9 protein-coding genes are annotated in these 14,075 nt (G+C 73.6%); 4 read left to right on the top strand and 5 right to left on the bottom strand.

Going from position 1 to position 14,075, the window contains the following annotated elements; genetic code table 11:
* Window positions 1–185: 185 nt before the first annotated feature.
* Window positions 186–2,408: an MMPL family transporter gene (locus SM450_RS03855; protein ID WP_474618229.1), complete on the top strand. Its 2,223-nt coding sequence runs from the start codon at window positions 186–188 to the stop codon at window positions 2,406–2,408.
* A 44-nt stretch (window positions 2,409–2,452) separates the two neighbouring features.
* On the opposite strand, the gene SM450_RS03860 is transcribed toward SM450_RS03855, so the two are convergent.
* A complete protein-coding gene (locus SM450_RS03860) occupies window positions 2,453–3,325 on the bottom strand; it encodes an endo alpha-1,4 polygalactosaminidase (RefSeq protein WP_474618230.1) in 873 nt (290 codons plus the stop codon).
* A gap of 78 nt (window positions 3,326–3,403) precedes the next feature.
* A complete protein-coding gene (locus tag SM450_RS03865; RefSeq protein ID WP_474618231.1) occupies window positions 3,404–4,591 on the bottom strand; it encodes a CAP domain-containing protein in 1,188 nt (395 codons plus the stop codon).
* 373 nt (window positions 4,592–4,964) lie between these two features.
* On the opposite strand from SM450_RS03865, the gene SM450_RS03870 reads away from it, so the two are divergent.
* From SM450_RS03870 to SM450_RS03880, 3 genes are all read left to right on the top strand, one after another.
* Window positions 4,965–5,159 (top strand): hypothetical protein, encoded by a 195-nt coding sequence (locus SM450_RS03870; RefSeq protein ID WP_107156252.1) that lies wholly within the window; start codon window positions 4,965–4,967, stop codon window positions 5,157–5,159.
* Between the two features lie 314 nt (window positions 5,160–5,473).
* A complete protein-coding gene (gene smc / locus SM450_RS03875; RefSeq protein ID WP_474618232.1) occupies window positions 5,474–9,073 on the top strand; it encodes a chromosome segregation protein SMC in 3,600 nt (1,199 codons plus the stop codon).
* Window positions 9,070–9,693, top strand: coding sequence for an HAD family hydrolase (locus tag SM450_RS03880; protein ID WP_474618233.1), 624 nt, complete (start codon window positions 9,070–9,072; stop codon window positions 9,691–9,693). Before smc ends, SM450_RS03880 begins: the two co-directional genes overlap by 4 nt.
* 14 nt (window positions 9,694–9,707) lie before the next feature.
* Here SM450_RS03880 and SM450_RS03885 read toward each other — a convergent pair whose 3' ends face one another.
* Genes SM450_RS03885 through SM450_RS03895 form a run of 3 tightly spaced genes read right to left on the bottom strand, consistent with a single transcriptional unit; the run spans window position 9,708 to window position 14,028 of the window.
* Window positions 9,708–11,099 carry an extracellular solute-binding protein gene (locus tag SM450_RS03885; protein WP_474618234.1) on the bottom strand — a complete coding sequence of 464 codons (1,392 nt, stop codon included), beginning with the start codon at window positions 11,097–11,099 and terminating at the stop codon, window positions 9,708–9,710.
* A complete protein-coding gene (locus SM450_RS03890) occupies window positions 11,099–13,648 on the bottom strand; it encodes a caspase, EACC1-associated type (protein ID WP_474618235.1) in 2,550 nt (849 codons plus the stop codon). Before SM450_RS03890 ends, SM450_RS03885 begins: the two co-directional genes overlap by 1 nt.
* Window positions 13,645–14,028 (bottom strand): hypothetical protein, encoded by a 384-nt coding sequence (locus SM450_RS03895; protein ID WP_474618236.1) that lies wholly within the window; start codon window positions 14,026–14,028, stop codon window positions 13,645–13,647. The genes SM450_RS03890 and SM450_RS03895 overlap by 4 nt, the downstream gene beginning before the upstream one ends.
* Window positions 14,029–14,075 lie beyond the last annotated feature (47 nt).

A 14,075-nucleotide genomic window follows, 5' to 3' on the forward strand; every position in this document is an offset into this window, starting at 1 on the left:
CGGCGCGCCGGAACGTACCCTGAATTGCCCTTTTCGCGCTGGATCGGTGCGTCGGTGCCGGCCGCCCGACCCGGTCCCGGCGAATCGGGGAGGAGCCGGGAGCTTCCCCGATGTCCGGGCCCCGCCGGATCCCTAGCGTCAGCAGACGTCGGCACGGGGCCGACGTCTGAAGGGGGACCCCGGATATGGGCAGGCGACCGGTGACCGTGCGGCTGGCGCGGTGGAGTGCGGAGCATCCCTGGCGGGCCATCGCGCTGTGGGTGGTGTTCGTCGCGGTGTGCTTCGTCGGCGGCAGCGCCGCCGGGCTGAGGGAGGCAAGCAACGCGGATCAGGCGATCGGTGAGTTCGGGCGGGCCGAGCTGATCGTCGACAGTGGCGGCTTCCACCACCCGGCCACCGAGAACGTGCTGATCACCGCCCGGTCGGGGACGCTCGACCCGGCCGCCGCGAAGGCCGTCGCGCAGGACGCGGCGGACCGGTTGCGGCAGGTCGAGGGCGTGGCCTCGGTCGGTACGCCGGTGTCGTCGCGGGACGGCACCGCGCTGTTGCTGCCGATCACCATGTCCGGCGACCCGGAGACCGCCGCGGACCGGGTGCAGCCGCTGCGGGACACCACCGCGACGGTGCAGCAGGCCCACCCCGAGCTGCGGGTGGAGGAGGTCGGCGGCCCGTCGATCGACAAGGCGCTCGACGAGACCCTCGGCAACGACTTCAAGCGGGCCGAGTTGCTCAGCCTGCCGGTGACGCTGGCGATCCTGATCATCGCGTTCGGGGCGCTTATCGCCGCCGGCGTGCCGGTGCTCCTCGCGCTCTCCTCGGTGGCCGCCGCGATGGGCCTCTCCACGCTCGCCTCGCACCTGGTGCCGGCCACCGACACCACGGCAAGCGTCATCCTGCTGATCGGCATGGCGGTGGGCGTGGACTACTCGCTGTTCTACGTGCGGCGCGAGCGCGAGGAACGGGCCAAGGGCCGATCCGGCCTGGACGCGGTGGAGATCGCGGCGGAGACCTCCGGGCACGCCGTGGTGGTCTCCGGCACCGCCGTGATCATCTCGATGGGCGGCCTGCTGCTCGCCCAGGACGCGATCTTCTCGTCGCTCGCCGTCGGCTCGATCCTGGTGGTCGCGGTGGCGGTGATCGGCTCGCTGACCGTGCTGCCGGCGCTGCTGGCCAAGCTGGGCCGCTGGGTCGACCGGCCCCGGGTGCCGCTGCTCTGGCGGCTCACCGCCGCGCGCGGCGGTCGGCACGGGCAGCCCGCCCGGCCACGGTTCTGGCCGGCCGTGCTCCGGCCCGCGCTGCGCGCCCCGGTGGCCACCCTCGTGGTCTCGGTCGGGCTGCTGCTCGCTCTGGCGGCGCCCGCGCTCGGCATGAAGCTCAAGTTCCCCGGCACCGAGGACGTGCCGCGCACCACGCCGGCCATGCAGGCGTACGACCGGCTCGCCGCGGCCTTCCCGAGCAACGGCACCAGCCACATGGTGGCCGTGCGGGCGCCCGCCGACCAGGCCGACCGGGTGCGGGCCGCGCTCACCGGCCTGGCCGGCCGGGCCGCCACCGACCCGCTCTTCGCGCCGGCCGAGGGGGACGGCCCGGAGATCAGGGTGTCGGACGACCGGCGGGTGTCGGTGCTGGAGGTGGCCACCCCGTACGCCAGCCGCTCGGACGAGGCGTCCCGGTCCCTGCACGAACTGCGCGGGGACCTGGTCCCGGCCGCGCTGGGAGGCATCCCGGGCGTGGAGTACGCGGTCGGCGGCGGGGTGGCCGCCAGCGAGGACTACGCCGACCACATCTGGGCGAAGTTGCCGGTGGTCGCGGCGTTCGTGCTGGCGTTGACGTTCCTGGTGATGGCGTGGACGTTCCGGTCGGTGGTGGTGGCGCTCACCTCGATCCTGCTGAACCTGCTCTCCGCCGGCGCCGCGTACGGGCTGTTGGTGTTGGTGTTCCAGAGCCACTGGGCGGAGGGGCTGCTCGGGTTCACCTCGATGGACGCGATCGTCACCTGGCTGCCGCTGTTCCTGTTCGTGGTGCTGTTCGGGCTCTCCATGGACTACCACGTCTTCGTGGTCAGCCGGATTCGCGAGGCGGTCGACCGGGGCGTGCCCAACCGGGACGCGGTGGCGTACGGCATCACGTCCTCGGCCGGCGTGGTCACGAGCGCGGCCATCGTGATGGTCGGGGTCTTCTCGATCTTCGCCACGCTCAGCATGATCGACTTCAAGCAGCTCGGCATCGGCCTGGCGGCGGCGATCCTGCTGGACGCCACGATCATCCGGGCCGTGGTGCTGCCCTCGGTGATGACGCTGCTCGGCGACGCGAACTGGTGGGCGCCGCGCTTCCTGCGGCGCCGCTCGACCACCCCGCCGCCCGAGCCGCCCCCCGCCCCGGCGCCGGAGCTGGTCGCCGTCCCCTGACCGTGGGGGGCCGGGCCGTCGGCGGTCCGGCCCCCCACCCGGCCTCATGGCAGCGGGCAGGGTTCCCGCCAGGCGTCCAGCCGTCGGTCCTTGCGGATCGAGGCGAAGCCGTAGCCGACCGTGGTGACGCAGAACGTGGCCGGCTCGCCCGTGTATTCCACGTGGAAGACCGGCTTGTGGTCGTCGGCGAACGGCAGCAGCTTCGCGCACTCGCGGCGGCGTACGCACTCCTGGTTGACCGCGAAGTCGAAGTCGGGCGCCAGCGCGGCGACCTGCGCCACGTCGTCGACCAGGCCGGGGGAGAGGTCGAACTGCCGGGCCAGCCCGGCCAGCCGGCGGTTGAACAGCAGTTGCTCGTCGAAGCCCAGCGGGAAGCCGGAGCGGTGCCGGTAGCCGTCCACGTCGGACAGCGCCACCGCGCCGAAGCCCTTGCCCCGGCAGAGCCGGAACCGGTCGCTAAGCACCGGTGCCAGCGAGTCCCAGCGCCGAACGTCGAGCAACCGGCTCCCGGGCCGGCCCGGCACCGCCGCGCCGCGCACCGCGGCCGGGAATCGGGCGGCGTCCGGGTCGCCGGTCGCGGACGTGCCGGCCCGGACGAGGCAGACCAGCCGGCGGCCACGGGCGCGGAGCGAGGCGGTCTCGGTGGAGGTGGTCCGGACCGGGTCGAGCAGGAAGACGTCCGCGTCGACCGCGACGTCCACCGGGCCGGTGAGCTGCCACTGCCACTTCCAGCGGGTGGACAGGGCGGCCGGCCAGGAGGTGGGCGCGCCGGGTGGCACGGTGACCTGCTGCCGGCAGGCCGGAACCGGGGCGACGAGCAGCGCGGTCAGCGCCAGCGCCACGCCCCGGCGCGGCCCGCGTCGGCGGACGCGGACCGGCCGGGAGCGCGGCACGGCGTACGCCGGCCGGATCCGCATCGACAGCTCCCCGGACGCGGGCGGCCCGACGCCGCCCCCGACCGGTCAACGAGCGCCGGCCCGGTCACGACGCGCCGGTCAGCGGGGGGTGCCGAAGTCCTGCGTCCAGTACGGCCCGTTGCTGCGCGCCACGCCCACCCCGATCTGGGTGAACGTGCAGTTCAGGATGTTCGCCCGGTGCCCCTCGGAGTTCATCCAGGCGTCCATCACCGAGGCGGGGCTCTGCTGGTTCCAGGCGACGTTCTCGCCGTACGCCCGCCAGGCGTAGCCGACCCGGTCGAGCCGCTGGCCGACGTCGCTGCCGTCGCTGCCGTCGTGCGTCATCTTCTTGTGGTCGGCCTGGTCCTGGCTGTGCCGCTGGGCGGCGAGCGTCAGCTTGGTGTTGACGCTCAGCGCCTTGCAGCCGGCCTTGGCCCGCTCCTGGTTCACCAGGTCGACGACCTGCTGAAGCTCGGCGCTCAGGCCGCCCGAGGAGGACGTGGTCCGGGCGGCGGTGCTGCTCGGCGCGCTGTCGCGCTCCCGCTGCCGCGACGGGGCGGTGGTCCGGCTCGCCTTCGGCACGACCTTCCTCGTCGGGCTCGGCGTCGGCTTGACGGTGGTCGGTACGGCCGACGGGCTTGCCGACTCGGGGACGAGCGCGTCGGCGGGGGGCGCGCTCCCGGGCTGCTCCGGTCCGTCCGGGGCGACGGCGAGCGGCGCGTCGGCGGCGGTGCGCTCGGCCGGACCGTCGCCACCGGGCAGCAGCACGGCACCCACTCCCAGGCTGACCGCGAGGGTCGCCACGGCGGCGGCTCCACCGATCACGAGCGGACGGGACAGCCGCCGCTTCGGGCGGTGCCGGCTGTCGTCGGTCGGGATGTCGGTCGCCGGCTGCCAGCCCGCGTCGGGCCGGTCCCAGCCGCCGGTCGGCTGCTCCTCGCCGTTCCAGCGGTCCCGGCCCGGCTGCCCGGCGCCGACCGGCTCGAACGGCGCCGGGTGGCCGTACGCCGGTTGCCCGGCGTCGTATCCGGGTCGGGCGTGGCCGTACTCCGGCTGTGCGGCGTCGTACCCCGGCCATGCGGCGTCGTACCCCGGCTGCGGGTGGCCGTGTCCCGGCCACGCGGCGGTCCGGTCGTGGTCCGGCCACGCCTGCGCCGGCTCGTCCCCGAAGAGGTACGACGACTGCGGCTCGGGCCGGCCGGTGAGCCACGCCCGACCCTCGTCGGTCGGCGGCTCGGGGCGCCGGGAGGCGTCGTCCGGGTCGATCGGGTCGGTCCAGCGGTACACGCCTGTCGCCTCCACGGGTCGGTTGCGGGCCGGGGTGACGCTACGGGCGCGGTCGAAGCTGCGGCAACGTGGCTAAGAAAGAGTTAAGGCGAAGCCGACGGAAGGGTGAGGTGCGCCGACATTCCCGGGCGTACAGTAAAGGCGTCCGGACAGAGCGTGTCCGCGCCTTGTGGCAGCCCCCCGGCAAGTGACCCGGCCGACGTGGAGATGATCTACGGCCTCCGTCAACTTGACGAAGGAGGGGGGTTCGGCTCAATATGTAGGTGTCGCCAGTCGCGCCCAGCCACGTCCTGATACCCCGGGAATGGCAGCCGCGAACATCATGGGCGCGCGTTGGCCGGCCTTTCCGGCAGCGCATATCGAGGAGTTCAGCATGGCGAAGGCCCTCTACGGCCACGTAGGTGCAGCGTCCGACCGGCGTCTGCTCGACGAGGTCACCCGACTGCGTGCCAGGGTTCAGGCACTGGAGTTCGAGATCACGCGTCTGCGCGCCGAGAACGATCGGCTCGCGGCGGCAGCGGCGGAGGCTGACGACCTCCTCCGACTCGCCGAGCCCGCGCTGACCTGAGTTCCGGTCGCTGGAAAACTGAATCGCACCACACCGAAAAGCGCGCCGACACTCCAGTGCCGGCGCGCAGCCATGTGCGTACCCGTTTTGGCCGCCGACCGCGATTATCGTTCTTGTCGGCGGCTTCGGGAATTGCTTCCGGAATGGTGATCTTGCGGTTTTCGGCAGGCGATGACGGCGGGCGCGGAAAGGCGCCACCGCGCACCCCGGGTGGGTCGCGTGCCGGCCGGGTCCCGGTGGCGGGTTAGTCTGCGGGTTCACCAGGTCCGCGTCTCCGGCGACGGTACGGCGGCCACCGGACGAGGATCGAGAAGGTGCATCTCAAGAGCCTGACGGTCAAGGGCTTCAAGTCCTTCGCCTCCGCCACGACGCTGAAGCTGGAGCCCGGGATCACCTGCGTGGTGGGCCCGAACGGCTCCGGCAAGTCAAACGTCGTCGACGCCATCGCCTGGGTGCTCGGCGAGCAGGGCGCCAAGGCGCTGCGCGGCGGCAAGATGGAGGACGTCATCTTCGCCGGCACCGCCGGGCGGGCGCCGCTGGGCCGGGCCGAGGTCACCCTCACCATCGACAACACCGACGGCGCGCTGCCGATCGAGTACACCGAGGTCTCCATCACCCGCCGGATGTTCCGCTCCGGCGAGAGCGAGTACGAGATCAACGGTGACTCCTGCCGCCTGCTCGACATCCAGGAGCTGCTCTCCGACTCGGGCATCGGCCGGGAGATGCACATCATCGTCGGGCAGGGCCGGCTCGACGGCATGCTGCACGCCAAGCCGGAGGACCGGCGGTCGTTCATCGAGGAGGCGGCGGGCGTCCTGAAGCACCGCAAGCGCAAGGAGAAGGCGCTGCGGAAGCTCGACGCGATGCAGGTCAACCTCAACCGTCTCACCGACCTCACCGCCGAGCTGCGCCGCCAGCTCAAGCCGCTGGGCCGGCAGGCCGAGGTGGCCCGCCGCGCCGCCGCCATCCAGGCCAACCTGCGCGACGCCCGGCTCCGGCTGCTCGCCGACGACCTGCACACGCTGCGGACCACGTTGGACAAGGAGATCGCCGACGAGACCGCGCTGCGCGACCGGCGCGAGCAGATAGAGGGCGAGCACGGCGAGGTGCAGGGTCGCCTCGGCGAACTGGAGGCGGCCCTGGCCGAGGACGCGCCGCTGCTCGCGGCGGCGCAGGACACCTGGTACCGCCTCTCCGCGCTCCAGGAGCGGTTCCGCTCCATCGAGCAGCTCGCCCGGGAGCGGCTGCGCCACCTCAGCGCCACCGGCGACGACGAGCGCCCCGGCCGCGACCCCGAGCAGTTGGAGGCGGAGTCGCGGCGGGTCCGCGAGCAGGAGGAGGAACTGCGCGCCGCGCTCACCGAGGACCAGATCCGGCTCGCCGAGGCGGTCGAGCACCGGCAGGAGCTGGAGCGGCAGCTCGCCGCCGCGGAACGGGAGCTGGTGGCCGCCGCCAAGGCCATCGCCGACCGGCGCGAGGGGCTGGCCCGGCTGACCGGCCAGGTCAACTCCGCCCGGGCGCGTACCACGAGCGCCGGCGAGGAGATCGAACGGCTCGCCGCCGCGCACACCGACGCGCTCGGCCGCGCCGAGAAGGCGCAGGCCGACCTGGACGCGGTCGCCGAGCAGTCCACCGAGGCCGACCGGGACAACGCCGACCTGGACACCCGGCACGCCGAGGCGGTGGCCGTGCACGAGCAGGCCCAGGCGGCGGTACGCAGCCTCACCGACGCCGAACGCGCCGCCGAGAAGGACGCCGCCACCTGGAAGGCCCGCGAGGAGGCGCTCGCGCTCGGCCTGCGACGCAAGGACGGCGCGGGAGCGCTGCTGTCCCGCGCCGACCAGGTGCCCGGCCTGCTCGGCAGCCTCGCCGGTCTGCTCACCGTCGCCCCCGGCGACGAGGCGGCACTCGCCGCCGCGTTGGGCGGGCTCGCCGACGCGGTGGCGGTCACAGGTGTGGACGAGGCCGTCGAGGCGATGCGACTGCTCAAGATCACCGACGCCGGGCGGGCCGGGCTGCTTGTCGGCAGCCCCGCCGGGCCGGGCATGGACGGTTCCGCCGACGCGCTGCGACCGAAGCTGCCGGAGGGCGCCCGGTGGGCGCCGGACCTGGTGGAGTGCGCCGACGGCATCCGTCCCGCCGTGCACCGGGCGCTGCGCGACGTGGCGCTCGTCGACGACCTCGACGGCGCGGCCGAGCTGGTCGCCGCGAACCCGGAACTGCGCGCCGTCACCCCGGACGGTGACGTCGTCGGGGCGTACGCGGCGGCCGGCGGGTCGACCAGGGCGCCCAGCTTCATCGAGGTGCAGGCCGCCGTCGAGGAGGCCCGGACCAACCGGGCCGCCGCCGAGCACAGCGCCGCCGAGCTGCGCGGGCAACTGGCCGAGGCGCGGGCCGAGGTGACCGCCGCCAAGGAGGCGGTGCAGCACGCCGCCGCCGCCAAACGGGAGGCCGAGAGCCACCGCAACGCCGCCGCCCGCCGCCTCGCCGAACTGGGCGCGGCGGCCCGGTCGGCCAGGGCGGAGACCGACCGGCTCGGCGAGTCCCGGTCCCGCGCCGAGGCGGCCCGGGCCCGCGACCTGGAGGCGCTCGCCGAGTTGGCGGAGCGGCTGCGGCTGGCCGAGGTCACCCCGATCGACGCCGAACCGTCCACCGAGGAACGGGACCAGCTCGCCGCCATGGTGCCGCCGGCCCGGCAGAACGAGATGGAGGTCCGGCTCGCGGTGCGTACCGCCGAGGAACGGGTGGCGTCGATCGCCGGCCGCGCCGACTCGCTGACCCGGCAGGCGACCGCGGAGCGGGCCGCGCGGGAACGCGCGGCGGCCCGGCGCGCGGCCCGCACCCGCGGCGCCGAGATCGCCCGCGCCGTGGTCGGCGGCGCCCGGGAGGCGCTCACCCGGCTCACCGTCTCGATCGCCCGGGCCGAGGAGCACCGCGACGCCGTGGCCCGCGAGCGCGCCGCCCGCGAGGCCGAGCTCTCCGAGGTACGCGGCGCGGCCAAACGGCTCGCCGCCGAGCTGGAGCGGCTCACCAGCCAGGTCCACCGGGACGAGGTGGCCCGCGCCGAGCAGCGACTGCGGATCGAGCAGTTGGAGGCCAAGGCCGCCGAGGACTTCGGCCTGGACGTGGCCACGCTTGTCGCCGAGTACGGCCCGGACCAACTCGTCCCGCCCACCGACGCGGACGCGGCGCTCGCCGAGTCCGACGGCCGGCCGGTGCCCGAGCCGGTCCGCTACGAACGGCCGGTGCAGGAGAAGCGGGCCGCCAAGGCGGAGCGGGAACTGGCCCTGCTCGGCAAGGTGAACCCGCTCGCGCTTGAGGAGTTCGCCGCGCTTGAGGAACGCTTCAAGTTCCTCTCCGAGCAGTTGGAGGACCTCAAGGCCACCCGGCGGGACCTGCTCACCGTGGTCAAGGACGTGGACGAGCGGATCCTGGAGGTCTTCGCCAGCGCGTTCGAGGACACGGCGCGGGAGTTCGAGCAGGTCTTCACCGTGCTCTTCCCCGGTGGCGAGGGCCGGCTCGTGCTCACCGACCCGGAGGACCTGCTCACCACAGGCGTCGAGGTCGAGGCCCGGCCACCGGGCAAGAAGATCAAGCGGCTGTCGCTGCTCTCCGGCGGCGAGCGGTCGCTTACCGCGGTGGCCATGCTGGTGGCGATCTTCCGGGCCCGGCCCAGCCCGTTCTACATCATGGACGAGGTGGAGGCGGCGCTCGACGACGTGAACCTGGGCCGCCTGATCACCTTGCTGGCACAGTTGCGGGAGAAGAGCCAGCTGATCGTGATCACGCACCAGAAGCGGACCATGGAGATCGCCGACGCGCTCTACGGCGTGACCATGCGCAGCGGCGTGACGCAGGTGATCAGCCAGCGGCTCAACCGGGCCGGGGACGACGGGCAGGAGACAGACGAGTGAGTCGGGAACGCGCCACGGCGCTCCTGGTGGACTTCGACGGCGTGCTGCGCCGCTGGGACCCGGCGGTGGCCGCCGGCGTCGAGCGGGAGTACGGGTTGACCGAGGGCGTCCTCGGTGAGATCGCGATGTCCTGGGGGTTGCTCCAACCGGTGCTCGTCGGCCGGATGAGCCACGCCGCGTGGATGGCGAGCGTGGCCGACGCGCTGACCCCGTCGGTCGGCGGCGACCCGGCGCGGGCCCGTGCGGCGGTCGAGGCGTGGCAGCGTTACCGCGGCGAGGTCGACCCGGACGTGCTCGCGTTCGTCCGCGAGGCGCGGGCGGCCGGCATCCGGGTCGGGCTGGGCACCAACGCCACCGACCTGCTCGACGCCGACCTGGCCGCGCTGGGCCTGACCGACGAGCTGGACGTGGTGGTCAACTCCTCCGTCGTCGGGGTGCACAAGCCGGCGAAGGAATACTTCCAGGCCGCCTGCGCGGCGCTGGACACGCCGCCGGCCCGGGTGCTCTTCGTCGACGACCAGGACCGGGCGGTCGCCGGGGCCCGGGTCGCCGGCCTCTCCGCGCACCGGTGGAGCGGGCCGGCCGACCTGCGTTATCTGCGGGCCGCGCTGGCGTACTGAGCGGTGGCGCCGCCTCAGTCCGGGGCGGGGCTGGGCGGCGTCCGGCCGTGCAGGGCGTCGGTGAGTCGTTGGGCCAGGTCGGCCGGGAGGGCGCCGTTCCCGTCGAGCACCGTTCCGACGTAGCTGCGCAGCACCACGCTGAAGTTGACGTAGTGCGGCGAGACCGGCCGGAGCCGGGCGGTCTTGATCGCTTCCAGCAACAGCGGAAGGTACGGGTACTCGTTCTGGATGTCCACGTCCTCGTAGACGACGGCCCGGGTCGCGGCGAAGCCGCCCTGCTCGAAGAGCGTCCGCTGGCTCTGCTGCCCGGTGAGAAACTGGATCAGCAACTGGGCGGCCCGGGGCTGTTTGCTCTGCCGGGCGACCGCAAGGTTCTGGCCACCCAGCACGCTGGGCCCGGGCAGGGCCGCGACGCCGACCTTCTTCGCCGCCTCCTTCATCTCCGTCGCCTCCTTCGAGGCGGCCGACGACGGTGCCGACGAGGCGTCGTCACCCGTCAACTTGCGGTACGCGACCGGCCAGTTGCGCATGAACGCGACCTGTCCGTCCGCGAACGTCTGCCGGCTCTGTTCCTCGGTCTGCTGCCTGCGCTCCTCGCCGAACGCCACGGACGGCGCGGCCCTGGACGGGGTCAGCGGTTTCAGCGCGGCGGCCAACCGCTCGGGGTCGATCGAGGCGTTCCCCTGGTCGTCGACGCGCAGGTCGCCGCCGTGCGCCCAGAGGGCCTCCAACGCGTTGACGGTCAACCCCTCGTAGTCGCCGAGCTGGCCGGCGTAGCCGGCGGTGAGGCCGGGCGTCTTCGGAAGCAGCCGGGCCGACTCGGCCTCGATCTTCGGCCAGTCGAACGGGGGCACCAGCCCGAGGTCCTTGCGGTAGTAGAGCAGCCCGGCGTCGGTGTTGAACGGCAGCGCCCACAGCCGGTCACGGTAACGGCAGGTGCGGAGCGGCTGCTTCAGGAACACCTTGTCCGGGTGGTCGGCCAGCCTGGACTCGTCGATCGGGCGCAGCAGATCCTTCTCGGCGAACGCCGCGGTCCAGGTGACGTCGAGATTGAAGATGTCGATCTCCTTGCCGTCATCCTTCCCCGTCTTCCCGCCGCGGTCGATCATCTCGGCGTACTGGGCGTCCGCCGTCTCGGACAGGGAGATCATCTTGGCCTGGTTGGCGGGGTTCGCCGTGTTCCAGAGGTCGATGAGAAACTGCCGCTGCTGGCCCTTGCTGTCGTCTCGGCCGGTGAGGATCAGCAGGTCACCCGGCTCTGGACTCTTGGGCCCGGCGACTTTCCAGACCAGGACGGAGGTCAGCGCGACCACAAGCGCGCCGCTCATCAAACCCAGCCCGAACGCCCACCACAAGCGTCGCCTGTCGGTCCGTGACATCGAGCCGGCGTTCGGCGTCCGTGGCATCAGTCCGCTCCCTTCCAGAGCGCGGTGAACAACCCGTCAAGCGTCCCGTCGAGGCGGTCCGTCCGGGTGTCGTAGCAGTCGCCGCCGGTGCTCCGCGCCAGGCGGTCGAGTGGCGAGCGGGCGCAGCTCGCGTCCCCCACCGCGAGGACGTAGAGCCGCACGCCGGACAGTTCCGCCACGGTGGGTGATCGCCGTCCGCTGGTGTCCCTGCCGTCGGTGACCACCACGAGCGCGCGCAACGCCTCGCCGCCGCCGTCCCGTAGTTGGACGGCGCCCTGCTGGATCGCCTGGTGCAGCGGGGTGTCGCCGGAGGGCCGGATCCGCGCGACTTCGGCACCCAGGCTGCCGGCGCGCGCGGCGTCCTTCGGACCGATCGGCACGATCTGCCGGGCGTTGGCGGCCACCGTGGAGAAGGTGAGGAGGCCGAACTCGTCCCGCTCGCCAAGCCGCTTCAGCGACCGTTCGACCCCGTCCACCGCCACCCGGAACCGGCTGCGGCGTCGGTCCTCGCTCGGCTCGCGCATCGAGCCGGACGCGTCAAGCGCGACAAGCACCCGCCCCGGCCGGTGCGCGCGCCGGTAGATTTCCCGCACCCGGTCCTGCTCGCCGGCGTTGAGCTCGCTCAGGTCCCGAACCTTGCCGAACGGCCAGTCGAACGCCGCGCCGTGGGTGCGGTCCAACGGCGTGGTGGCGGACACGCCCGGCGGTCGCAGGCCGACCCGGAGCAGCGCCTGCTGGCCTGCCTCCTCGTCGGCCAGCCAGCGGGCGAAGTTCGACGCCCCGGCCCGGACGGCGGGGCTCTGCACCGCGTCCGGCCAGTGGAGCCGGGTGACCGTGCGGAAGAGCACGTGTGAGTCGGACGGATAGAACGCCTGCAACCGTTCGGGCGCCGGCGGCGTCTGCTGCGCCGGGCAGCCGGCGCCCAACGGCCGGCCCTGGTTGTAACGCACGAGCGCCTGCTCGGTGAGGATCACGGCGGGTGCGCCGACCCCCGCGGTGGCGACCGGGGTGGCCGCCGCGCGCATCCGCTGTCGGCAGAGTACGGCGAGGTCGTCACCGATCGGGTACGAGCCGGAGTCCAGCGCCCGGTCCACCAACCGCTCGACGTCCTGCCGGGCCGCCGATGGGGTCGCCAGCTTCCGGCCGCCGCCGTAGAGCGCGTGGGTGGCCAGGCGGGCGGGTGCCGACACGGCCGGATCCCCGCGTACCACGCCGCTGCCGCCGGCGAAATCGCCGAACAGCTCCAGCCAGGTCCTGCCCATCCGGCGATCGTCGTCGACGTCGCCGCCGGCGGCGACCTGAGCCTGCGGTACGCCGAGCACCACCGGCGACGCGGCGATCTCGTCGGTCTCCTCGATCACGCCCGCACCGACCGCGCCCAGCCGGGCCACGTCGATCGCCGACTCGGGCAGCCACAGGTCCGGGTGCGGCCCGACGTCCTGGAGGTATGCGCGACCCGGCTGGCCGGGCGGGGTCCAGCGGGCGCCGATGCCGGCCCGCACGTCGTCGGCCGCCGCGGGATAGAGGTAGAGCCGGGCCAGCGGGCAGCCCCGGTGCTGCCGCGCGGACCACTGCTCGAACGCGTCCGCCACCTCACGGTAGGGACCGAGGCTCGTGGTCGAGGTGGCCACCCGCACCACCGGCGGCTGGAAGCAGCCGGCTTCGGCGGCCCCGACCGGGCCCGCGTGTCCGGCGGCGCCGCAGAGGAGCGCCCAGACCGCGAGGACCGGCACGACGGCCCGGCGTGGCAGCGAGCCGCGACGGCCCGGCACCACGGCGGCCAGGCATCCGAGGCGCCGGCGCGGCGGTGGAGGCGGTGGCACCCGACCCGCCCACGCCACCCGGATCACCCCCTCCTTCCGGTAGGCCGAGAGCGTGGGCCGCTGCCGGGTGCGCGCCTCACCGACCCGGTCGGTGACGTACTGGTGCAGTTCGTCGGTGTCGATGACCCCGTCGCCGTTGCGGTCGGCCCGACCGGTGCGCAGCCCCTCGACCACGGCACGGGTGAACACGCCCTGCCCGTCCCGCTCGAAGCTGAGCTCGGTGCCGGCGCAGGCAGTGATCACCACGTGTCCGCGCCCCTGGAACGGCACGGTCAGGTCGGTGTCGCGCGCGCCCCGGGCCCGCGCGTCCTGGGCGAAGGCGCCGCTGTAGCAGCAGTCGAGCAGCACGACGATCTGCTTCGCCCGGCTGTCCGCCATCTCGTGCCGGATGTCGGCGGCCGACAACGCGGTCGCCCGGATCAGGTGGCTGTCGTGCTCCGAGTCGCGCGCGGCGAAGAACAGGTCACCGCGTGCGTCCTTCAGCCCGTGCGCCGAGATGTGCAGAAGCAGCAGGTCGTCGGGCTCGGTGTTGTGGAAGAAGACGGCGACGGCCCGGCCGATGTCGTGGACGGTGCGGTTGCGCAACACGCGTACGTCGTCAAAGGCGCCGATCGCCGGGTTCTCCAGCACCTCGCGGAGGGAGTCCGCGTCCGCCACGGCGCCGGGGAGGGAAGCGAACTGAGGATCCGTGTAGGTCTCGTTCGCGATGATCAGCGCCCGTCTCATCGTTCCGGTGGGAACACCCGGTCGATGAACGCCTCGGTGAGCCGCCACTGCATCTCGGGGCTGGCGTCGGCGAGGATCAGCTCGTTGTCACCGATGCGCACCGTGACCAGGCCACGCCCGCGCCGTCGTTGCCAGTCGCCGACGACGCGGAGCACGCCGGCGACCAGGTCGGCGTGCGCGGCCAGCGAGACGACGAGCGTGCCCAGCTCGGCGAGTTCGCCGGCCCGGGCACCCTGCGGCGTGACCCCGGTCGCCGCCGCCGGCTCGACCGCTAGGACGCCGTCGAGATGGTCCAGCTCGCGCAGCAGACGGTGGGTGGCCTTCTCGATCGCTTCCTCGTCGTCGTCGGAGGTGATCAGGCGACCCACCATTGTGTCCATTCACCGCACAATATCAGCTCTGCGCCAACCGGCCGGTGACATTCCGT

This window comes from Micromonospora marincola (assembly GCF_056150385.1).

Bases quoted from the DNA above. Each gene is read 5' to 3' on its own strand.
- SM450_RS03855 (WP_474618229.1), top strand. From the start codon at position 186: ATGGGCAGGCGACCGGTGACCGTGCGGCTGGCGCGGTGGAGTGCGGAG.
- SM450_RS03860 (WP_474618230.1), bottom strand. From the start codon at position 3,325: ATGCGGATCCGGCCGGCGTACGCCGTGCCGCGCTCCCGGCCGGTCCGC.
- SM450_RS03870 (WP_107156252.1), top strand. From the start codon at position 4,965: ATGGCGAAGGCCCTCTACGGCCACGTAGGTGCAGCGTCCGACCGGCGT.
- SM450_RS03885 (WP_474618234.1), bottom strand. From the start codon at position 11,099: ATGCCACGGACGCCGAACGCCGGCTCGATGTCACGGACCGACAGGCGA.
- SM450_RS03890 (WP_474618235.1), bottom strand. From the start codon at position 13,648: ATGAGACGGGCGCTGATCATCGCGAACGAGACCTACACGGATCCTCAG.
- SM450_RS03895 (WP_474618236.1), bottom strand. From the start codon at position 14,028: ATGGACACAATGGTGGGTCGCCTGATCACCTCCGACGACGACGAGGAA.